At 48.3% G+C, this 23,228-nt stretch carries 13 protein-coding genes; 4 read left to right on the top strand and 9 right to left on the bottom strand.

Features of this window, described 5'->3' with window-relative positions:
* Nucleotides 1–8: 8 nt before the first annotated feature.
* Nucleotides 9–1,088, top strand: coding sequence for a chorismate synthase (aroC, locus tag EXU85_RS33620; RefSeq protein WP_142776266.1), 1,080 nt, complete (start codon nt 9–11; stop codon nt 1,086–1,088).
* 11 nt (nt 1,089–1,099) lie between these two features.
* On the opposite strand, the gene EXU85_RS33615 is transcribed toward aroC, so the two are convergent.
* A complete protein-coding gene (locus EXU85_RS33615) occupies nt 1,100–1,303 on the bottom strand; it encodes a hypothetical protein (RefSeq protein ID WP_142776265.1) in 204 nt (67 codons plus the stop codon).
* A gap of 93 nt (nt 1,304–1,396) precedes the next feature.
* Between EXU85_RS33615 and EXU85_RS33610 the strand changes: the two genes are divergently transcribed.
* On the top strand, nt 1,397–2,356 hold the full coding sequence (locus EXU85_RS33610; protein WP_246859358.1) for an FAD:protein FMN transferase: 960 nt from the start codon (nt 1,397–1,399) through the stop codon (nt 2,354–2,356).
* A gap of 26 nt (nt 2,357–2,382) precedes the next feature.
* Here EXU85_RS33610 and EXU85_RS33605 read toward each other — a convergent pair whose 3' ends face one another.
* The 6 genes from EXU85_RS33605 to EXU85_RS33580 form a co-directional block, all read right to left on the bottom strand.
* Nucleotides 2,383–3,504, bottom strand: a complete 1,122-nt coding sequence (locus tag EXU85_RS33605) for an acyltransferase family protein (protein WP_246859357.1) — start codon at nt 3,502–3,504, stop codon at nt 2,383–2,385.
* Nucleotides 3,505–3,750: 246 nt separating this feature from the next.
* A complete protein-coding gene (locus EXU85_RS33600; RefSeq protein WP_142776262.1) occupies nt 3,751–4,992 on the bottom strand; it encodes a DUF6588 family protein in 1,242 nt (413 codons plus the stop codon).
* A 44-nt stretch (nt 4,993–5,036) separates the two neighbouring features.
* Complete coding sequence (locus EXU85_RS33595; protein ID WP_142776261.1) at nt 5,037–7,118, bottom strand: LamG-like jellyroll fold domain-containing protein; 2,082 nt, start codon at nt 7,116–7,118, stop codon at nt 5,037–5,039.
* Between the two features lie 152 nt (nt 7,119–7,270).
* Nucleotides 7,271–8,020 carry a response regulator gene (locus EXU85_RS33590; protein WP_142776260.1) on the bottom strand — a complete coding sequence of 250 codons (750 nt, stop codon included), beginning with the start codon at nt 8,018–8,020 and terminating at the stop codon, nt 7,271–7,273.
* Between the two features lie 44 nt (nt 8,021–8,064).
* Nucleotides 8,065–11,061 (bottom strand): histidine kinase, encoded by a 2,997-nt coding sequence (locus EXU85_RS33585; protein ID WP_142776259.1) that lies wholly within the window; start codon nt 11,059–11,061, stop codon nt 8,065–8,067.
* A 197-nt stretch (nt 11,062–11,258) separates the two neighbouring features.
* Nucleotides 11,259–12,620: a Gfo/Idh/MocA family protein gene (locus tag EXU85_RS33580; protein WP_142776258.1), complete on the bottom strand. Its 1,362-nt coding sequence runs from the start codon at nt 12,618–12,620 to the stop codon at nt 11,259–11,261.
* Nucleotides 12,621–12,840: 220 nt separating this feature from the next.
* Between EXU85_RS33580 and EXU85_RS33575 the strand changes: the two genes are divergently transcribed.
* Both EXU85_RS33575 and EXU85_RS33570 read left to right on the top strand, forming a co-directional pair.
* Complete coding sequence (locus tag EXU85_RS33575; RefSeq protein ID WP_142776257.1) at nt 12,841–15,855, top strand: TonB-dependent receptor domain-containing protein; 3,015 nt, start codon at nt 12,841–12,843, stop codon at nt 15,853–15,855.
* Between the two features lie 216 nt (nt 15,856–16,071).
* Complete coding sequence (locus EXU85_RS33570; RefSeq protein ID WP_246859356.1) at nt 16,072–17,397, top strand: APC family permease; 1,326 nt, start codon at nt 16,072–16,074, stop codon at nt 17,395–17,397.
* A gap of 8 nt (nt 17,398–17,405) precedes the next feature.
* On the opposite strand, the gene EXU85_RS33565 is transcribed toward EXU85_RS33570, so the two are convergent.
* Both EXU85_RS33565 and EXU85_RS33560 read right to left on the bottom strand, forming a co-directional pair.
* The gene (locus EXU85_RS33565) at nt 17,406–19,967 is read right to left on the bottom strand and encodes a GEVED domain-containing protein (RefSeq protein ID WP_142776255.1); all 2,562 of its coding nucleotides are present in this window, start codon (nt 19,965–19,967) and stop codon (nt 17,406–17,408) included.
* 192 nt (nt 19,968–20,159) lie between these two features.
* Nucleotides 20,160–23,117: an FAD-binding and (Fe-S)-binding domain-containing protein gene (locus EXU85_RS33560; protein WP_142776254.1), complete on the bottom strand. Its 2,958-nt coding sequence runs from the start codon at nt 23,115–23,117 to the stop codon at nt 20,160–20,162.
* Between the last annotated feature and the right edge of the window lie 111 nt (nt 23,118–23,228).

The following is a 23,228-nucleotide window of genomic DNA, read 5'->3' as shown; positions in this document are numbered from 1 at the left end:
CAACAGGCATGAGCAGTACGTACGGAAAGCTATTTCGAATTTCTACATTTGGTGAATCCCATGGGCCGGGTATCGGCGTTGTGATTGACGGTTGCCCAGCCGGATTAGCCTTCGATACAGACTTTATTCAGCATGAACTAGATCGACGGAAACCTGGGCAGTCGCGCATAACGACCCAACGGCGTGAAGCAGATGAATTTGAGGTACTCTCAGGCGTATTTGATGGAAAAACCCAGGGAACGCCTATTGCTCTGCTTATTCGAAATACCGATCAGCGAAGTAAAGATTACGGCCATATCTCCGAGCAATTCCGGCCATCTCATGCTGATTATACCTATCAGACTAAATATGGCTCCCGCGATTACCGGGGTGGTGGCCGTTCGTCGGCTCGCGAAACGGCGGCTCGCGTAGCGGCTGGAGCCATTGCCAAATTACTGCTTGCACAACAAGGGGTTAAGATTCAGGCCTATGTCTCTCAGGTAGGAAAACTAAAACTTGATAAGCCATATCAGGAATTAAATCTGGCTCTGGCCGAAGAAAATGCCGTTCGTTGCCCCGATCCCGAAACGGCTGAGCAAATGTTTACCTATATTGATGAAACACGTAAGCGGGGCGATTCTATTGGCGGTATTGTCGACTGCGTTGTGACGGGAGTTCCCGTGGGCTGGGGCGAACCTGTTTTCGATAAACTCCATGCCGAACTGGGTAAAGCTATGCTCAGTATCAATGCCGTAAAAGGATTTGAATACGGTAGCGGATTTGCCGGGGTAGAACAATACGGCTCTCAGCATAACGACGAATTTTATACCGATGAACAGGGTCGAGTTCGGACAAAAACGAATCAATCGGGCGGCATTCAGGGTGGAATTAGCAACGGCGAGGATATCTACTTTAGAACGGCCTTCAAACCGGTAGCCACCATCATGCAGGATCAGGATAGTGTAGATGTACATGGGCAGGCCGTTACCGTTTCGGGCAAAGGTCGGCATGACCCATGCGTTGTACCCCGTGCCGTGCCCATTGTAGAAACCATGGCTGCCCTGGTGCTAGCTGATATGTATCTGCGGGATAAGGTAGCGCGCGTTTAGATCGCTGCCACTCACTTTTTCTTTAGAACTGCCTGCATAATCGCAAATCCTAAGAAGCCGAAGCCAGCTGCCTGCGCTATAATTCCCACAGTTAATAATGGTCCGGCAACATCAGGACGTGCACTTTTAACCCCTGCGCCAATTAGGATAAGTACAATGCCTGATAACCAGAAACCGGCGGCTAGTAAAACGAATTTATTTTTGATCGTGACCATACTGTAAGTAGCTTGATAAACATATCGTGTAAAAATAGTTTGCGGACTACGTTATTCCTTCATTTTACCTTAGTTCATCTGGTAGCAATAAACTTGCTACCAGTTTTTGTTCATGCCCAGTCGAACGCTCAGACGCGGTTTTCGTTTCACCGTGGCTTGATGGGAACGCAATTCAATGTCATTTTTTACGCACCCGACAGCCTGATAGCTCAACGGGCCTATACCGCAGTATCGGCCCGGATGGATTCCCTGAACCAGGTTATGAGCGATTACATGGACGGCTCCGAAATCAATCGGTTGTCCGCTACCAGTGGGTCTGGCCAATGGACACCGGTTTCGATGGATTTGTTTAACGTTCTGCAAAAAGCACAAACTATCGCCCGACTTTCTAAGGGTCGGTATGATCCAACCCTTGGACCGCTGTCATTGCTTTGGCGAAGGGCTGTTCGCCGGAAGGAATTTCCAACCGTGAGGGAACGTCATCGGGCCAGACGTGCTGTTGGCTATAGACTGATGGAGTTAGATAGCACCACTCGTTCGGTACGACTACGCCGATCTCATATGCGGCTGGATGTTGGTGGGATTGGGCAGGGCTTTGCGATCGACGAAGCCCTGAACGTTCTTCATGGCTTCGGAATACAGTCTACTCTGATTGATATTGGTGGCGATATTTTGGCTGGAGATTCTCCTCCAAATCTGACTGGCTGGCGGGTTGGCATTGGTTCAGGAAAAGCTGGTGATATGGACACAAAAACCATTCTGCTCAAAAATGCGGCTATCACAACCTCTGGCGATACGTATCGTTTTCTAGAGTATAAGGGTCGGCGCTACTCGCACATTATGAACCCACGTTCCGGGCTTGGATTACATCACTTTGTGCAGGCTACCGTCCTGGCACCCAACGGGTATCAGGCCGATGCACTAACAAAGGTTTTCAGCGTGGCCGGATTACGGAAAAGCCGTCGGTTGTTAGGCCAATTTCCGGGTGTAAAACTGCTCATGCTGGAAAACAAACACGACCAACTGCGCAAATGGCAGTCGGCTGAGTTTTGACCATTGATTTTGCCCAGGAACCATCACTATTCCTGTTCGGCATACGATACGTGATTTGTTGGCCTTAGTTGCTTAGGCTTCAGCCCGTACAGGATACGTGTGAGAACAAAGGGACGAATCAGGAAATGGTACAGTAGAAGGATCAAGGTAAAACAAACCACAATCAGGCTAGTCAACTTGATCCAAATCGGACTTTCCCATTGAACAATGTAGTAGCCCGTTGCCACAATGATCGTTTGATGAAGAATGTAGAATGGGTAAACCGCCGAGGTTAAATACACGAGTGATGGATTGGAAAAATTTAGATATCGTCGTGCAAACCCAATGATTGTCAGGATGATTGACCAGATGTGTAACCCATCGAAAAAGCCGTAACTATAAAGCGAAGCATCCTGTTGCTTTGGCAGCTCTACTGACCAGTAATACTTCCAGAAAAGGACAACCAGACAAGATAAGGTTACCCCTAAAAAAAAGTTTCGATACGTTTCGCAGGTTTTCCAGAATGAGGGCAGATCGGCCAGAAAATAACCGATGAAGTAAAACGTAATCGATGAATAAAACAGGAACCAGTCATCAAGTAAACTACCCTGAACGGGCCACCGGATGTACCATAGGAAATAGTATATGATGAAGGGGGCTGCCAGCAAAAGATTGGCGGATGGATGCCTAAAGAAAGGGTTGATCCGCTGCTTCCAACCGTGTAGAGCCCTGATCTTGAATAAAGAGAAAACGGGTAATAGTAAGATTGTAAAAACGAAAAGATAGACAATAAACCATAAGTGGCTCCAGGTAAGCGTTCCGTCCGGATAGGGTATAAAATTCCAAACCGAAGGGTAGAAATCCCAGTATGATTCACTGATCTTCTTTTCTTGCAGTCGCTCAAAATATACCTGGAGAGGTATGACAAATAACATTGAAAATACCAGAGGAATGAACAGCCGAACAATGCGCTCGCCAAAAAACGAAAGAACTGATCGCTTACGTAACGAAAAACTAACCCCTACGCCAGAAATGAAAAACAGTAAGGGTAACCGCCATTGGTGAAGCCAGATAATAAGTCGGTCGAGGAAGAGAGAATGCTCCTTATTTTTTATTTCCCAGCCAAACTGCACAAAGGGCATGGAGCAGTGGAAAAAGATTAAAATCATAAAGGCGATAACCCTTATCCAATCAATATAATGTTCTCGTTGATGTTGAACGGTGGCCATGATAATCTAAAATGAGCTGATTATCTGGAAGATGCGGGGTTACTTGCTTCGGTTGCATCAACACAAAAAATAGGTTGATGCTTTGTAAGGATATGGCCAGTTGCACGTATAGCCGTCGACTCTGTTTTGAAAATAGGTTTCCAGGAATAGTTAGTGAGCCTCCTTATGCCTGGAAACCTGCCTTTCTTACCAGTAGTACCACCAATGCCAGGGGTGCACAACACGATACTGATAACTGAAGGCATAAGATATAGCCCGCAGCACAATAACCGTAGGCAGGAGCATAACCTGCGCTGTGCCTTTGAGCATTTTTAGCGGAGGCCCGCCAACGGTGGCGTTCAGGCTGGCGTAGCCGTCGGGCTGGTAGGTGCCGCCCAGCGATAACCGTATGTCTGACAGGGATTTATATTCCATGCCACCCAGCGCGCCTACACGCGTATAAGTATCCTGGATCTGAAACCCCGTCCAGCCCGTTGTAACGGGTTTAAGGAAATTCGGATTGTCGCGCCGGGTTTCGATCAGTTGAATCGGCAGGGTACCGCTGTAGCCCATGTGGGTTGTACTTTGCATGAGTTGAAGACCCCCATACAGCGTGAACTGGCGCGTTCGGCCGTCGTCGAAGTTGGTCGAAAACGTTTTACCAATGGTGGCCGACACATGCCACATATCAACTCCGTATAAAACAGGTGTGTATGACTTGTTGCCTTCTATACTGACAAAGCCTGCTACTACAGGCGTTTGCCGGGGAAGGTTGGGCACCACCGTTGAATCAGTCCGTTCTATATTGAATCGCGTAAAACCCAACTGAATAGCCAGGTCGAACGGCCATTTCAAGGTTCGGCCCAGGTTGTGTTTCAACCCAGCCCCCCAGTAATAAAGACCAAATTTTTTGCCGAACGTTAAGCCGCGAACCGTAAGCTCGGAGTTGAGCGGTAAGCCGATGGATAGCTGCGGAATAAACCCTGGTAAGGTACGGCCAAGAGAACTACCCTGAAGTGTATCGCTCCCGGCTAAGGTTGTGTACTGGCTGGCTTCGGCGGGTGTTAAATGGGCAGGCGGGCGGGTGATGATAAAGGCTTTTTGGTCAGGGCCTGCCAATACAGTGGGCAGCGACGTAGCTCCGTTTGCAACGGCATAGTGCGGGTAGCTTTCAGGATGCCACGTAAAGCTTTCGGCCGATTTGGGGGCTATACTGGCGGTGAAGGTAAATTTAAAGTCGACTTTGCCGGGTTTCAGCGTAGAGGGTGCCGAGAACCAGACTGTATTGTAGCCACCGGGCACCAGGTTTAAAAAGCTTTTTGAGGCCTCCCCGATGAGCTGACGGGCCTCCTCCGGGTAAGCTATAGTGTTGCCAAGCCCTTCAACTTTCTGCGAAAAGGCCGCCAGCGGCAGCACGCCGAGGAGTATGCTAACACACGTATTTTTCATGGATTAAGGGGTTACGGTTACTCGTTATGATGGTGATTTAGTCGTTACTGCCGGTCTGTTTCATAAAGCTGTTTTACGTCGGGGGCCGATAGGGCACGGTTGTAGATACGCAGTTCATCCAGCACGCCTTCGAGTGGGTGGATATATTGGAAGCAGTGAAAATGTTCGGCTACCGCTCCACTGTAGAGGTAGTGCTTGGCGGTGAAAGGCAGGTGAACATTTCGGCCTGCGCCAATCAGTATGGGCTTGTCGGCGGCTTCGGCATATAAAGGGCGGGGTAGCTCGGCCGATCCGTTTTCAGAACCATCTGTATAAAATTTGACGGTTTTGCCTTTAAATACCATCACCACATGCAGAAACCGATCAGAGCTGGTAATGAATGAAGCTAGTGAGCTTTCTACAGGACTCAGATAAGGAGTCAGGTCATAATGCTGGCTCGTGATACCACTCGTAATACCGGTGCCGATGTTGGGTGATAGGTTAACAAAACACTGAAAGCCTGGCGGAACCCCTACTATTGGTCCCTGGTAAGATGCCAGATCGTCGGGCATACGCGAAAAAATACCCCCCCACCCAAACGTATAGCCCGTTAAAGTGGCTCCATTGCAGTAGGTGGCTTTGTCGGGCCAGAATGTATCGGTAGGTAGTTTTATCCAGAATGAAATCGTCATTCCGTTCTGAAAGGTGAGCGAAGAGGAGGGCTGAAGAAATATCTTATCGACGTTAGAGAACGAAGCGTCGGCCTGCTGAACCCCGTGGAAGTACGCTCCTTTGCCTTTCTGGCCCGCCACATAGTCGATGCCGTTGGCCTGGCCGTGGTTGTTGTTACCGCTTTTGTCGGTAGCGTTGCCCTCAAAGGGGAAATAAGCAACCAGCCCGCTGCTGAGGTCGGCTTTGTAGAGATAAAGGCTTTTCAGGGCATCGTCGCTCAGGCTGGGATCGGCCCTCATGTTGGCATAGCCACTACATTCGGGCAGCACACAGCCGTTGCGCAGATTATTCGGAATCTGCTCATACGCATCCGCAAAACTGTAACCTGCCAGCATCGAACCCAGCAAATTGGCAAAAGCCTTCACGCCAATGTTTTGGATTTCGTCCCAGCCAAGGGCTAGTTTGGCGCCGTTGGCCGTAAAAGCTTTCAGGAGGGCTTTATTGCGGTCTTTGCTACCCTGGCAGATATTGAGCAGCACCAGGCTGTTGGGAAAACGTTTTTTTGCGTACACACGCTGGATCAACTCGTCCGAAATTTCGATATAAGCCCGGTATACGTAGTTGTTCTGCTGTCGCTCTTCATACACATTAACGCGCATCGGCAATCCCAAGAAGCGTTCATCGTTCTGGAGCTGAACGTATTGGTTTAGGTAAGCTATAAAATCGTCTTTGTAGGGTTGGGGAGAGGGAGAGGCCAACCGGTTCATCTGAGCATCGCCGATAGCCCGTGCGCCGGTGCAGATCCAGGTATGCCCGGTGGCTTCGTCATAAGCACCGTGTGAATTGAGAAAAATAACGCCGTATTGACTCAACTGGCTGCCCATAAAGTCCAATGTCATGGCTTCGTTCGGAATGTTATCGACGATATAGTTTTTGTTGAGAAAGCTGGCGCGAATCCGTGGATAAAAGCTGGCGGTACCTCCATGCCCGTCGTCGTTGGAGTGCTGGTTGATCCAGACTACTTTTTTATTACCGGGATAGTCGGCGGCCGTGCGAGCCTGCCGGTTGTCGGTCGTGCCCGGAATCGAAATGCTCTGGGGCATAATTTCGTCGAGTTCATCGTCTGAAAGCGACTCGCTTTCGGGATACCCAAAACTCCAGGCCACCTGAATGCCCTTCGTAAACGTAACGACCAGCTCATTCGGGTTGATTCGAACATCGGTAACGCCCGAAACTTTTCGATAAGTACTGCTTTGAGCCTGATAAGCTGCCCTGATTTTTTCGGGCGTCGATCCGTGCAGGATGGGCGTAGCCGATTGTGCAATGGCCCCGTAGGCTTCGGCAACCTGGATCTTGTCGGCTTCGGTCAAGCCTGCGGCTGGACTGGCGGGCGTGTCGACGGTTTTGGGGCTACATCCATAGATAACTAAGCCTGTACAGCCTAGTAGTAACAGCCATTTTTGCCACGTAAGCATACGAATAAGAGAAAAAGAGAGCGCCTGTTTCAGATAAATAAATTGGTGTGGATACAAGTGGGTACTCCGTAAGAAGTAACCTCTTTCGTTCACAAGTTTATACAGGGCTAATCAGGCTGCCAATCCAACGATTGGAATGTGGCGGGTGAGGCTCAGTGGTCGAACCACCAGGATTCAAAGGCGGCTCGATGCGTGCGCGAAATTCGGATAGTTTGCACCGGTGCGGTTTTCAAAAAAACCTCTTCGGCTGCGTAAGAGTCGATATAGAGCCGGTTCAGAACGTAATCGTTGGTGGCAAAGAAAAAATACGAAGGCAACGGTTGTCGCCCAGTCGACAGGATGTCGATACGGGCTTTGTAGTGGGCTAGTGGGTAGCCGCTTATCAGCGGAAGTTGACGGTTGCTGATTCGGATTTCAGTAACGGGGGCAATCGATTTCAGGTAAACAATATCTCCGGCATAAACCATCTGGTTATCAATGCGGAGGGTTTTGGCAAGGCGGTCGTTGAGTATCCATTGATTCAGGTCTTCAATGAGCTTACCGTAGCCTTCGACGGTTAGCGTTCCTTTATCAAGAATACGGACGGGGTATTTAAATTCGGAGCCGGAAATGGATTCGTAGACTTCCGTTCGTCCGGTATACAGAATAATCTTAAGGGTTTCAAGGCCGTTATAAATTCGATTATTGTAGAGGTAGCTCACCAGCGATGACCCGCTCATATTTGGCATGTGGGCATCCAGGAGTAACACGTCGGGCCGGTGTTGAGCAATGAGGTTAAGTCCTTCCTGTGCACTTTGGCCCGTTGCCAGCACACGTACTTTATCGGCAAAGAACGTCTGGAAAATAAGCTGGTGCGTATCCAGAATATTTGGGATATCGTCAATCAGAAGGCAGGTAAACATAGGCAGAAAGTGGGGTGTGTAGCCTGAAAGACAAACGGGTGAAATTAGGATTTGATAACCTTCAGCATCAGTTCGACGCGGGTTCCCTGTTCTAAGTCAATAAATTGAACCGAAATACCAGCCTCGCGCATCACCTCAATCGACCCTTTGGACTTGCTGATTTTCTGACCGAGCGACGCCAGGGCCTGTTGTTCCTGCTCCTGAATATCGGCCACGCGTTGCCGCCCAACGCCATCGTCTTCTACTATACACCGAATAATACCGGGTTGGTAAGGATCAAACCGGACTATCAGCCGACTAGCCGACCCTTTATGAAAAATACCATACTTAATGGCATTCTCCACAATCGGTTGCACAAGCAGTGGCTGAATCAGGGTTTTAGGGTCCAGGGCCTCCGAAATACTGATACTTTCAGTCAGTTCGGTTTCTTTCTGAAGGTAGTAGACCTGTTTGGTGAGATGAATATAGCGTTGAATAAAGCTGATTTCGTCTTCCAGTCGGATATGTTTTTGGCGGGAGGCTACCACAAAACTACGCATTAGACTCCCGAATAGACTCAGCATATCAAAGGCTTTGAACTTTTCTTCGCGCAGGGTTAGATTCTTGATAACTTCAATAAAATTAGCGGCAAAATGGGCATTTACCTGGCCCTGCAAAGCCCGAAGCTCCAGCGTAGCCCGTTTTATCCGAAGCTGGAACTGGTAGAAAATAGCCAGCCCAACAACGCCACCGATTAATAGCCAGAACCACCATTGCTGCCAGATGGGGCGTCGGATACGAAACGCAAACTGAACATGAGCGCCATCGCTGCTGCTCACGAGCAGCCTGTAGGGGCCTGGTTGCAGGTAGTGAAGCTCATACGTAAGATCAGGTTTTCGAACCACCGCCACCGTATCGTCTGCTTTCAGTAACTGGTATGTATACATCATGGTACCAGTCGCCTGAAAATCCAGATTTTCGAGCATCAATCGAATTGTATTGTCTTGATTGTCAAGTAATAAATCTTGGCCAGCTTGTGGATACAGAAGGGTCGAATCCTGACGATCGACCGGAAATGTGACGCTTTTTATCCGCAATTGCGACCGATGCGAGGGCCAGGCTAACTGCTGTGCCCTATTTAGTTCGGTAAAGCCCCCGGCGGTGGCAACAGCGAGCTGCCTGGCTTCGGGCCATACATCCAGAACCTGATTGGATGGCAGGCCATCTGCCTGGTCAATGGTTCGTATTGTTCGACCATCAAGTAATTCAACCAGCCCTTCCGACTGCGTGCAGGCCCAGGCATGGCCCGGTCGGTCGGTCACAACCCGATTCACGACCGTGCCAGTAAATTGAGGCAACTCCCGCAAGTGCCCGGTTTGTGGTTTATGCAGCCACAAACCGCCCGCTTCGTAGGCTACATATAACAAACCGGCTGAATCGGCAGCCAGTGTAGTCACCGAACTGGCCGGAAAGCCAGACACCGTTTGTGGCGATGCATTGATATGGCCGAGCGGAACCCGGTAAAGGCCATCGGGCCGACCCAGGTACAGCCACTTTCCAACCGGAACCGCGGTATAGGATTTCCCAACGGCCACCGGCAAAAAGCGAATCTGGTTGGGCCGGAAAGAGGCCTGCCAGGTTCGGCTCCCTTCGGCAATATAGACCGTGGGGCCGTTGGTAATGGATTTGGGGGCGGCTGTAATGGACAGGGGTATCCGCAGCGGAATCTGCATGGGCACTGTGTCGCTGAAATAACGGCTGATTTTGAGTGGAATGTAGTTAGGTAGTGTCGGCTTATCGATATAGGTAATAGCCAACTGCCTGTTGTTGGCAATGAGCAAATGGCCCGTAGGCGTACAGGCCAGGCCCCGGATGTAATCATTGAAGGGGGGAGAGAACCTAAGTGGTTGCCAGGTTGGTGCATTGGCTGGGCGGTACAGCAACCGTCCGGTTTCGGTGCCAACCCAGTATCTGCCCTGGCGGTCTTTGGCGATATAACGAAGAGCTTCTCCGAAAGACCAGGTGCGCGAGTTGGCTAAGGCCTGTTCGGGCACCATTAAAAAATCATTATTGACTGTGGTAAACCACCAATTTTTTTGCCGGTCAACGGTCAGACTTTTGATCTGGAGTGATTGTAGGAAATCTGAAAACGGTAGCCGTTTGAGTTGTGGGGACATTACTTCTCGTTTCTTCTCGCTGGTTTCGTAGGAGATATAGCCATTCGGAAGCTGTTGATAGCCAAACAAGCGATCCGTTTGGATAGGGTGCGAGGCCAGTTTTCGACCTGAGCGATGATACAACTCAATGCCCTTGTTGGTGCCAACCAGAAATGTGCTGTCTGTCAGTAGCAGCATGTTGTCAATATCAATAGGGGTGTTATTCGGATTGTCAACGGAGGCAAAGCGCTGCCATGTATTGTGTTTAAACCGCCAGATCACCGTTTTCTGGTGGGCGACTTGCATAGCTACATTACCCGCCAGAAAGACATTGCCCAGTGGCATACCCTGACGCATGGTTTGGGGCGGGGCAATAACGTTGACCCCGTCTGCCGAGCAGTGCAGTAAGAGTGCAAAGAAATTTTGACTGTCATTAAAGTGGTTGAGATACACCAGAACCGTGTCGGGGCCAATGGTTTGGTATTGAAGAAAAGCGGTTGAGAAGGAAAGGGTACTGATTTTTTTTTGATAAAGAATATGCTCGGGTGCTACCCGAACCTGCCGAATTCGGTCGGTTCGCAGGTCAAAATACTGAATCGTAAGGCTATCGTTAAAATAGGTTTCAAAAAACAGGTGACCGCATTGATCCTCAAACAGTCCCCATATGTCGTTATGAGCCAAGCCTTCCTGTGTCCGAAACGGCTGAAAGCTTCGGCCATTATACCGGGCAAGACCCTGGGTAGATGTTAGCCAGATATACCCTTTTGAATCTTGAAACGGCGAATACAAGACACCATCGGGCAGGCCATCTTTTTCGGTAAAGGCACGAATGTAAGGCTGTTGTGCCTGAACAGTCGTTATCAACCAACCTAATAATAGAAATAGAAGCAGAAGCTGACCTTTCATGTCTGCACGTACAAGGTCTCAAATATGTACGCTTAAGGAAGGTTTACCAAACCAATGATTAGAAAAAACAACAAGCCCGACTACGGCTATGGTAGTCGGGCCTAATGATATATAATATATTGATGTGGTATACTTATCCAGCTCTGATGCGCCATATTACTGACGCAAGTAAGATGCTGGCTAGTGTCTCTCTAGAATTATACGGCTATAGTCTTACCAGGTACCGCTATCTGATACCAGCCGTCTTTATCGGGCAGGGTCTTAGGCATTGCGTCCCAGGACAGTGTAGTTGGGAACAAGTCAATTTGCGAATTCAGGGCTTCGTCCCATTTCACAACTTTGCCCGAATAGGTAGCCATACGACCCATAAGGGCTGTCATCGTGCTTTTGGCTACGCGTTCGGCATCCGCAAATTTATATTCGTTTTTGGCGATGGCTTCGAACAGTTCATCGTGCTCAATCTGGTACGGATTGCCGTCGGCTTTCGCGTTGTGCGTATAAATGGCTTGGCCATTATAGCCCATCAAGGCACTGCTTTTCTTTTCCATGCCTTCAATCTTACCTTTTGTACCCAGGAACATTTCGTCTACCCGGCTGTATGTACCTTCGTAGTGGCGGCACTGGCTGTTAATGGTCGTGCCATCGGCATACACGTAATCAACGATATGGTGATCAAAAATTTCGCCGTAGTCTTTACCTGTCCGAACCTGCCGACCGCCTGTTCCCTGGCAGGAAACCGGGTAACTATCTTTCACCCAGTTTGCTACGTCGATATTGTGAACGTGCTGTTCGTTGATATGATCGCCACAGAGCCAGTTAAAGTAATACCAGTTGCGCATCTGGTAGTCCATTTCGGTTTGACCCGGTTTGCGGGGCTTTTGCCAAACACCTCCGCTAACCCAGTATACCTGCCCGCCCACAATATCGCCTATGGCACCATCGTGAATGCGCTTAATCATATCACGATAACTGGGCTGGTAGCGTCGTTGTAAGCCAACGACTACGTTTAGTTTTTTTCGTTTTGCTTCTTCGGCAGCTGCTAATACACGTCGAACACCTGGCGCATCTGTAGCAACGGGTTTCTCCATAAATACCTGTTTGTTCTGCCGGATGGCTTCTTCAAAATGGCTTGGCCGGAAACCCGGTGGTGTGGCCAGAATAACTACGTCAGCTAAGGCCATCGCTTGTTTATAGGCGTCGAAACCCACGAACTTGTGGTCTTCAGGCACATCTACTTTTGGCGAACCATCAGCTGCTTTCAGGCCTCGTTCCGTCAGTGCTTTGTAGGCATCATCAAGTCGATCGCGGAATGCATCGGCCATCGCAACAATTTTGATGTTTTGCTTGGTGTTAAGTGCCTGCTGAGCCGCACCTGTACCACGCCCGCCACAACCAATGAGTGCCACTTTAATGGTATCGTTTACCGAAAAATGGAAGCGTGAAGTTGGCCGTTCAATTGCCTGTGCACTAAAGGGCAAGCTGCTCAAAATGGCGCCACCCGTAAGCAAGCCAGATGTTTTTAAAAACTCCCGGCGATCCTGATTTGATTCTTGTGCCATGTATTATCTAGGAAAAATATCGGTTGAGAAAGTTGTCAGGTAAAAAAGAACGCTTAACATTGAATTTACTATTGGCTATCTAAACATGTTCGCTTTACCTTGCATGCACATTAAAATAAATTAATCAATGTCAAGAAAAATTTGTACAAAAGGTAGGGTTGTCCGTACTTTTAGCCGAAAGTAACCCGCAGTTACATAACTGAATTCTTACTAGCTACTTATGAGAAAAATAATTACTTATTCCCTGCTTTCCGGGCTGGTTAGCTTATTAAGCTTGACTGTGTTTGCCCAGACGCGCGTTTCTGGAAAAGTGACCGACGATGCGAAACACGATGAGCTCGCCGGAATCAGCATTGCTGTAAAAGGTAAGGTTATTGGAACAATTACTGATCAAAAAGGTAATTTCTCCCTGACAACCAATACGCCAACTCCATTCGTCATTGCTGTAACAGGTGTTGGCTTCCAAACACAGGAGTTTACGATCAATGGGGACCGTAGTGATGTTAACGTTGTTCTGAAAGAACAGGTCATGATAGGTCAGGAGGTTGTCGTTTCGGCCTCGCGGGTAGAGGAAAGCGTACTGAAGTCGCCGGTCTCGGTTGAGCGATTGGACATCCGCTCGTTTCAGGCTACACCGTCGGCTACATTCTACGATGCACTGCAGAACATTAAGGGTGTAGACATGAGTACGCAAAGTCTGACGTTTAAATCGGTTAACGTACGGGGCTTTGGTGCAAATGGTAATACACGGGTCGTGCAATTGCTGGATGGCATGGACAACCAGGCGCCGGGACTAAACTTCTCAGTAGGTAATATTGCGGGCGTATCGGAGCTGGATCTGGAGAGTGTTGAATTACTTCCGGGCGCGGCTTCTGCACTATATGGGCCCAATGCCATCAATGGCTTGTTGCTTATGAACTCGAAAAGCCCATTTCTGTATCAGGGGCTGAGTGCGTATGCTAAAGCAGGGGTGATGAGCGCCAGCAATCGGTCAACAGCAACAACGCCATTTTATGATGCCGCGTTTCGCTACGCCAAAGCATTTAATAACAAGTTTGCCTTTAAAGTTGGAGTATCCTATCTAACCGCTAAAGACTGGCAGGCAACGGATTATCGTGACCAAAGTTATTCCAATGGCTTTACACTCGATAACGGGAATCGTACGAATAACTCAGGGTATGATGGTATTAATATTTATGGCGATGCCAGTGCTAACCTCTATTCGAATCTGTATGGTAATGGCGTACCTGGAACCGGGGCAAACGGTACTTCGGCGATTTTAGGTGCCATTGCTACTACCCCGATTCCACAGGCTGGAAATGCAACCTTGCCACAATTGACAGGCCTGACACCCCAGCAGATTTTTAATAACATTATCCCTAACCTGAATATTTCACGGACGGGTTATCAGGAAAGCGATCTGGTACAGTATAATGCTTCTAACCTAAAACTGAACGGTGCGTTGCATTATCGGCTGAATGATAATGTTGAAGCTATTGTTCAGGCAAACTGGGGAACGGGTACAACTGTGTACACGGGTGCTGACCGCTATTACATTAAAGGTTTTAAACTGGGTCAGTACAAACTTGAGCTACGCGGGTCTAACTTCTTCGTGCGGGCCTATACCACACAGGAGCGGTCGGGTGATGCGTATGCTACGTCTATATTGGGACAGGGAATCAATGAAGCCTGGAGTGGCAGTGCATCTACCTGGTTTCCTACCTATTTTGGTACCTATGCACAATCGGCCCTTACAGGCTATGCTGGCGCTTACTTAACGGCTCTGGGGGCTGGGCAAACACCTGCGGCTGCATTGGCTGCGGCTCAGGCATATGCAACCAGTCAGCAATCAACGCTGTTGAATCAGGCTCGTGGGGCTGCTGATAAAAATCGGTTGCTGCCGGGTACACCTGGTTTTCAGCAGGCGTTTGATGCCGTTACCGGGAAGCCAATTCCGGGCGATGCTACAGGTGTAGGGGCACGGTTCCTGGACAAAACCAATCTTTACCATGGAGAGGTTATGTACAACTTCAGCAAACTGATCAATCCTAAAACGGTTGAGTTGATTGTGGGAGGTAACGTCCGTCGGTATGCGCTTAACTCAGAAGGCACGCTGTTTGCGCGTGACGAAAACGGCAAAGAATTTACCATCGATGAGTACGGAGCTTACGTGCAGGCATCGAAAACGCTGGCCGACGTGCTGAAACTGACAGGATCATTACGGTACGACAAGAATCAAAACTTTAAGGCTCAGGTAAGTCCGAGATTCTCAGCGGTATTAACGGTTGCTAAAGTGCATAATTTCCGGGCATCGTTTCAGCAGGGTTTCCGGATTCCAACCACGCAGGATCAGTACATTGATCTAAACACTCCAAGTGCCCGCCTGATTGGCGGTTTGCCATTTTTCAAACAGAAATACAATTTCAGCGGTAGCCCGGTATATACACTTCAGTCGGTGCAGGCGTTTGGGGCAACCTTGCAACAGGGTGGGGCCGCAGCGTTACCTCAGGCACTTGGTCTGTTGAAAACATCAAGCAATCCCGGCTATGATCCTGAGCGTGTAGAAACCTACGAAGTTGGCTATAAGGGCTTACTGGGGAATAAATTATTTATTGACGCCTACTATTACTACAATCGCTTCCTGAATTTCCTGGGTAGTGAAATTGTGGTTCAGGGTAAATCGCCAGTTACGCTAACTGATCCAGCTTCTACCCTGCAACTCATCAGTGGCTCAACGCGCAACGTGTATTCCTATCCGGTTAACTCACCAACGCAATTGAAAAACGCAGGATGGGCTATTGGGTTAGATTATGCGTTACCTGGCCATTATATGATTGGGGCTAACGTATCATCAAACTATTTGATCGATCAGGATAAGATTCCGACTGGTTTTGTTACGTTTTTCAACACACCGAAGTATCGGTATAATATAACGTTTGGTAATCGGAACGTAGCCGGTACGGGCATTGGCTTCAATGTGGTTTATCGTGCACAGGATTCATTCTTGTGGGAGTCAAGCTTTGCGAATACGGAAGCTACGGGCCGTCAGCAAACCATTATTCCAGCGTACAGTACCTTAGATGCACAGGTTAGTAAGAAACTTTCAGGTATCAAGTCAATTCTGAAAGTGGGCGGCACAAATCTAACGGGTAAACTCTATACGCAGTCGTGGGGTAACCCCAGTGTTGGCTCGATGTATTACGTTAGTCTGACATTTGATCAGTTAATGAACTAAAGATAAATATAGTTGTAAAAAAGCCCTGTGGAGGTGTTAGTCAGCCTAACATCACCCGCAGGGCTTTTTCGTCTTCATAAGTTCGATTTTGATCGAACTTTTAGGTTCATTCTATCCTTTGTCAAAGGAATACCTTTTTCTTAACTTAGTTTGTTATCCAATACGCTATTGAGTAACGCTATACCTCCTGATCAATCTTCTGATACGGCATCAACCATGTTGCCTCGCCGTCTTACGCTTCTGCAAGGCACGGCGCTGAACATGATCGACATGGTCGGTATTGGGCCATTTGTCGTGTTGCCGCTGGTTATTAAAACCTTGGGTGGGCCGCTTTTCTTGTGGGCCTGGGTGTTGGGTGCTGTTGTGTCGCTGATCGATGCATTCGTTTGGGCTGAATTAGGGGCCGCTTTTCCACAGGCAGGAGGGAGCTACAACTTCCTGAAAATTTCTTATGGTGAACAACGATGGGGTAAGCTACTCTCGTTTCTGTATGTCTGGCAAACGCTTATTCAGGCACCCTTAGTTGTGGCATCCGGAGCAATCGGATTTGCTCAATATGCCTCTTATCTCATGCCGCTGGACGAATGGCAACGAAAAGCTGTTTCGGGTGGCGTTGTGTTGATTATCATTGCGTTACTGTATCGAAAAATCGACTCTATCGGTAAGATTGGCCTGATTATGTGGGGGGCTGTGCTGCTCACCTTGGGCTGGATTATCATTGGTGGATTGAGTAACGCCCGGATTCCATTATCGGAAACACTTCAGTCAATGGGTTCGGTAAGCGGTGGGCTATTGGCCGCGGGATTAGGACAGGCATCGGTCAAGACAATTTACTGCTATCTGGGCTATTATAATGTTTGTCACCTGGGCGGAGAAATTCAACGTCCAGGTCGTAATATTCCGGCAAGCATGTTTATCTCAATTGTGGGAATTGCAGGTTTATACTTACTCATGAATTTGAGTGTAGTCAGCGTGGTGCCCTGGCAGATTGCCCAGAACAGTGAATTCATTGTCAGCACATTTGTTGAAACACTCTATGGCTCTGGCGCGGCCCAATTGGCAACGGTACTGGTATTGTTAGTCGCGTTTTCATCCCTGTTTGCCGTATTGTTAGGCTATTCGCGTGTGCCGTATGCGGCTGCCGTAGATGGCCAGTTTTTTGGAATTTTTGCCAGGCTTCATCCAACCCGTCAGTTTCCGTATATGTCGCTGCTTTTTCTGGGCGGTCTGGGTTTTTTGTTCAGTCTTTTATTTCGGCTTGGGGATGTGATTATGGCCATACTGGCTATGCGTATTGTGATCCAGTTTGTTGGCCAGGCCATTGGATTGCTGCTGCTGCATCGCCGACGTACGGCCGTTGAGTTTCCCTTCCGAATGCCCTTGTATCCACTGCCAGTGATACTCGCCATTGGCATATGGCTCTTTATTTTCTTCTCAACGGGCTTGACCTTTATGGTGTCTGGACTAACGGTCATTGGGTTAGGCATTATCACCTTTCTGATTTCGTCAGGTGTACGCAAGCAGTGGCCATTTGGTGAGTAATCATCTACTCATGAGTCCACGCGCATATCAACCCAGGCAACGTCATCCTCCCCATTGAGATTATTCGCTGTTGGAGTTACCGACCCTGGTGTTGAATCTGGATCCAGGGTTCCTGCCGACCATATCTGAGCTGCATTTTTCACATACCCAATTGAGAGCGGCAGGCCTATAAAAACCAATTGAGCTGACCCTCCTGCTGTCAGGGAATTCACTTTCCCTTCAATAACTGAGAAGCCGTTGCCACTACTTACAACACTCATTCCGGTAGGGGAGGAACTGAATGTTAGGCCTCGTAAGGTATCGCGTATGGTAATGGTTGAAGCGGATAGACCTCCTGCATTACTAACGATTATACTAAACGTTACGGGCTTCCCAACTCGGGCTGTATGATTGCTTATCGCCATTCGTAGCGACAGATCGGCTTTAGTTGGGTTGGGAGAGGGTTGGTTCGGCAGAACAGGAGGTAAGGGCGTCTGATTCGGATTTGGAGATATGTAAACCACACTACTATCGGGATTTGTACGTATGTCTACAGATGCGGTATCATCCTGGCCATCGCCGGTGCCTGAACCCGGCTGGCTATCGGGATCAGCCTGATCGCTACGGATAATTTGCGCTGCATTTACATAAATACCTGGCTGCGTAGCCCGAAGTTGATAGGTGAAGATGATATCCTGCCCCGTAGCCAGGGATATACTACTTGTTCCGCTTACGGCTGTTGACGAGCCGATTATATCCGTTCCACTGCTTACGTAGGTTAAACCAGCGGGAAGCCGGTTTTGCCATTGAATACCCGTTGCGGTAAGTGGCCCGTCGTTATGCATCGTTAGCGAATAGGTAATAGGTTGGTTAACGACTGCGGTTCGGGCACTGGTTTTTAGTGATAAACTAAGATCTGCCGAATTAATGACAGTTAGCACATAATCTTCGGTCTCACCAAACGTATAGGCCCCACAAGGCTCATTCGGAATTCCATTATAGATTGTGACAACCCGGATGGGTAATGCCCCCGCAGTCAGGCTGGCCGGAAACGTCAGTGTACCGGAAAACTGGCCTGTTACGATAGTTGGTGTTTGAAATATACGTTCACCTAGATTGGTGTCGTAAGAACCATTACGATTCAGGTCGGCCCAGATAGTTACCCCTTGCGTGTACTGCGCGTACAAAAGCGTGGCTGATACGGGATGAGACAAGCCCGCATAAACGGTTGCCGATGGTAGAAATACGCCATATCCATTGGGCGAACAACCTGAGTTCTGACTTAGTAAAACGCCGTTAACAGCTACGCTAGCTAGCCCTACCGGGTATAGGCACGGGTACAAATACGACGGATGGCATGTAGGGGTTGTAATACTGACCGTCGGGCTAATTCCCGATGTAGTAGAGTTCGATGGTTTTATTCGGTAGTAATAGGTGGTTAAACTGGCTATTTTGGTATCCGTAAATGTTGTAGAATTTGGCCCTACGCCACCGATCATGACAAAGCCTGATGAGGGCGCGGTAGATCGTTCAATAAAATAGCCCATTTCGTTCGTGCCATTGTCCTTCCAGTTCAGGATCACCTGATTATTTCCCATAGAAACGACTACATTACTTGGCGCTATAACAGCGGTAGGCGGATAATTTAGTGTGTAAGCTGTGTGTGACTGGCGGAGGGCTAGTCCAGCCTGCATACGATCATACTGACCAGGCGTAAAGTCGCTCGTACATGGAAAATAGTATGACATGATATTCGATATCGATGGGGAATAAGGCTGGTTATTTGCGTCCCGGGCGATACTTCCTGTATCATACTGAGGACAACTGTTCACATAAGTAAGATAGGCTCCAGCCATGTTATAAGGATCAGCGGGCGTATCGCAGATATAGTCTCCTTCTGTAGTACAATTTGCGCCTGCCCCCCGCGTCACTAACTCGAGACTTGTACCTGATCCCAGTGTTCCATTCCCGGATCTTTCTCCAAACGTATGGACAAGGTTAAAGTTATGGCCTAGCTCGTGGGGAATCAGCCGATTCCCCATATCATCCTCATAGCCAACTTCGTTCAGGATAAATGATCGGGTTGTAATGGGGTTATTCCCCGGATAGTAGGCATATCCACCTGCACCCGACGCGAATGAATTGACATAATACTGATTTAGTGCATTGGCAACATCATGACCTTGGGTAACGAGGGTTTCATCACTGAAACTGGTATACTGGGCATCGTTATCGACGTAATCAGGCGATGTGCCGCAGAAATAGAATTGAATACCGTACCCATTGAGTAGGAAATAGCTATTAGTGATAGCCATCACCTGATTCATACTGGCTAGCGACATGCCTCCTGTTCCGTCACTCCGGCGTAAAATGTGGGGCCGGATGGGTACATACGTAATGGCTGTAAATGCCGCGTTCGTAGCCATTTTCATGCGTAAAGCAAATGCGGCTTCCTGCTCTAACGATTTTCGTTCAGTAGGTGTAAGTTCAGACACGGCACAACCCACAACCGGTGGATTGCTTTGCTGGCCAAATACAGGGAAGTGGATTAGTAGAAACAGACTTAACAGCAATCGTAAACATTTCCCCATGCGAAATACTAGTTAGTAGCCTAACTACCTATAAATCCGTTATTGGGGTAGTAACTAAACAGCATCTATGCCAAGTATACTTTTGACACATGCCTATTGTAGTTTTAAATAAAAAAACGGTCGTTTATTTATTTAAAGGGGTGAAAAACAATTAGTTATATGCGTTTTTGTGTAACTGATTGAGCAACTGAACTACTTTAAAGCCTCATACAAAATCTCTGCCGGATGTTTAGCCTTACGGCTGGTACCGTCCTTAATTTGATGACGGCAGGAGGTCCCGGGAGCTGCAATGATGACATCGTCGGGCTGCTGACGAACCGTTGGAAAGAGAACTAATTCGCCAACTTTCATTGATACCTCATAATGTTCAGCTTCGTATCCGAATGAACCGGCCATTCCGCAGCAACCTGATGGAATCAGTTGTACGGTATAGTTTTTAGGTAAGGATAAGGCTTTTTTTCCCGGCACTAATGATGATACCGCTTTTTGCTGACAATGCCCGTGTAGTTTAATCAACCGTTTTTCGTCCGTAAATTGATCCGCCCTAATGCGTCCCGCATCTAATTCCCGGGCAATAAACTCTTCAAATGTCAAGGTATTTTCGGCCAATTGCTTTGCCGTTGCCACGAGTGATTCATCAACCAAATCAGGATACTCATCCCGGAAGGTCAGAATAGCAGATGGCTCTAGCCCCATCAAGGGTGTTTCGGCCGTTATAACATCTTTTAATAAGCGTATATTCTTCTCCGCCAGTGTTTTTGCGTATTTCAGCATGCCCTTCGAGAGCGCGGCACGACCGCTTTCACCATGCTCAGGAATGATTACTTCATAGCCTAATCGTTCAAAGAGCTGGATCGCTTTCTGACCTACTTCAACGTCGTTGTAATTGGTAAATTCATCACAGAAAAGGTAAACACGCATGCGGCCCTGCTCCCTGCTCCCTGTTCCTCGCTCTCTGCCATTAACCCAACGATTCAACGTCGTTTTGCCCATCAATGGCATAGTCCGGTCGGGGTGGAAGCCCACCAGTTTGTTCGCCATTCGCCGGAGTGAGGGGGTGCCCAATACACCATTCCAGGCCCAGGGAACCAGCGATGCCAAACTTGATAGCCGAGCAAAATTGGCAATAAGTCTAGAACGGATAGGAACACCATTGGTATCATAGTAGTGTTGTAAAAACTCTGCTTTGAGCTTGGCCACGTCCACATTCGATGGGCATTCATTTTTACAGCCTTTGCAGGATAAGCAGAGGTCATAAACCTCCTTAATTTCTTTATGATCGAACCGATTTTCTTTAGGTGAATGGGTCAGCATCTCACGCAGGATATTCGCCCTTGCCCGAGTGGTGTCCTTTTCGTTTCGGGTAGCCATATAACTCGGACACATGGTTCCGCCCGAAGCCTGTGTTTTTCGGCAATCGCCCGAACCATTGCACTGCTCGGCGTGTTGCAGCACCGTTTGATCTTTATACCGAAAATAAGTTTGAAAATCGGGTGTTTTTTGCCCTGCTTCGTACCGAAGGAAGGTATCCATCGGGGGTGTTTCCACAATTTTTCCGGGATTGAAAATACCCTCAGGGTCCCAGGTATGCTTAAGCTCGCGCATCAACTCGTAGTTGTGCGCGCCTACCATTTGCGGAATAAACTCCCCTCGTAATCGTCCATCGCCATGTTCTCCCGAGAGTGAGCCATCGTATTTTTTAACCAAAGTGGCAATTTCTTCCGCAATCATTCGGTATTGTCGATGCCCTTCTTCCGTTTTGAGATTTATAATAGGGCGCAAATGCAACTCACCCGAACCCGCATGGGCATAGTGAACGGCATGCATGTTATGCTTGGCTAGAATTTCGTTGAAGTCACGAATATACTCTGGCAGATCGGCCACGTCAACGGTTGTGTCTTCAATGACGGCTACCGCTTTAGCATCGCCGGGAAGATTGCCCAATAAGCCCAATCCGGCTTTGCGTAGCGTCCAGATTTTTTTACTATCCTCGCCAAACAAGAGCGGAAAATGATAGCCCATGCCTGCTGATCGCATATCGGCTTCCATTTCTGCGGCCAACGCTTCGATTTCAGCTCTTGTCTCGCGGGAAAGATCTACAACCAGTATAATCGGGAAATGATCGGTGGGGGTTTTTTGGACAAAAAAGCTGTTTTTACGTTGTTCCGGGTTTGTATCGGCCCGTTCAAGAATAATATCATCAATTAATTCGACCGCATACGGCTTGTACTTCAATGCAATTAACGTAGCCCGTAGTGCTTCATCAATGGAATGGCAGTGAACACAAACAAGGCCGCTTTCTTTGGGAGGCAAAGGGACCAGATTCAGCTTAATTTCGGTCAGGAAACAGAGAGTACCTTCTGAACCGGCAATGAATTTGGCAAGATTAAACGACTCTCCGCCAGCTGTAAAGGGTTCCATATCGAGCAGCGAATCCAGCGCATAGCCTGTATTTCGACGCTCGATGGTTTTTTTAGGGAAGTTCCGTCTAATTTCTTCCTGATTAGCAGTATCGGATAAAATCGAGTTTGTCTTGAGCAGAATTTTTCCAATCCGGGTTGCAGAGCCATTTTGACGACTGGCTTCACTCAATTGTTTTGTCAATTCCCAGTTACTGGTAGGGCCAAACTCAGCTTCGGTGCCATCGGCAAGTAATGCCTTTACTGATAGGGTGTGCTCCCGTGTAGAACGGTAAACTACCGAATTTGAACCGCAGGAGTTATTACCAACCATACCACCAATCATAGCCCGATTGGCGGTGGAGGTTTCAGGGCCAAAATACAGTCCGTATGGTTTCAGAAACTGATTCAGTTCATCCCGAATAACGCCTGGCTGTACACGTACCCAGCGTTCCTCTGGGTTGATTTCCAGGATTTTCGTGAAGTGTTTCGATACATCTACGACAATACCGTTACCAACAACCTGGCCCGCCAGGGATGTTCCGGCAGTCCGTGGAATCAATGAGGTTTTATACTGCCTGGCATACGCGATGAGTGCCTTTAGGTCATCAATGGTTTTAGGGATGGCAACGGCAGTGGGCATTTCCCGGTATGCAGACGCATCGGTTGCGTATAAAGTCCGTTGTGTAACGTCATCGAAGAGGTCGCCAGTTAGTTGGCTGGCTAAATTTTTGAGAGATTCCACACTCATAAAAGCGTACGGACTGCTTAGTTATGATCAGCCCAAAAAAAACTTAGGCAAAATTACTGGTAAATACCACATTTTTTTCGCTGAGCCCACAAAAAATAATGACGATAATTT

The sequence above is a fragment of the Spirosoma sp. KCTC 42546 genome, from assembly GCF_006965485.1.
GTDB lineage: Bacteria > Bacteroidota > Bacteroidia > Cytophagales > Spirosomataceae > Spirosoma.
Note: the sequence above shows the minus strand (reverse complement) of the source record. Positions and strands in the feature narration are given on the sequence as shown.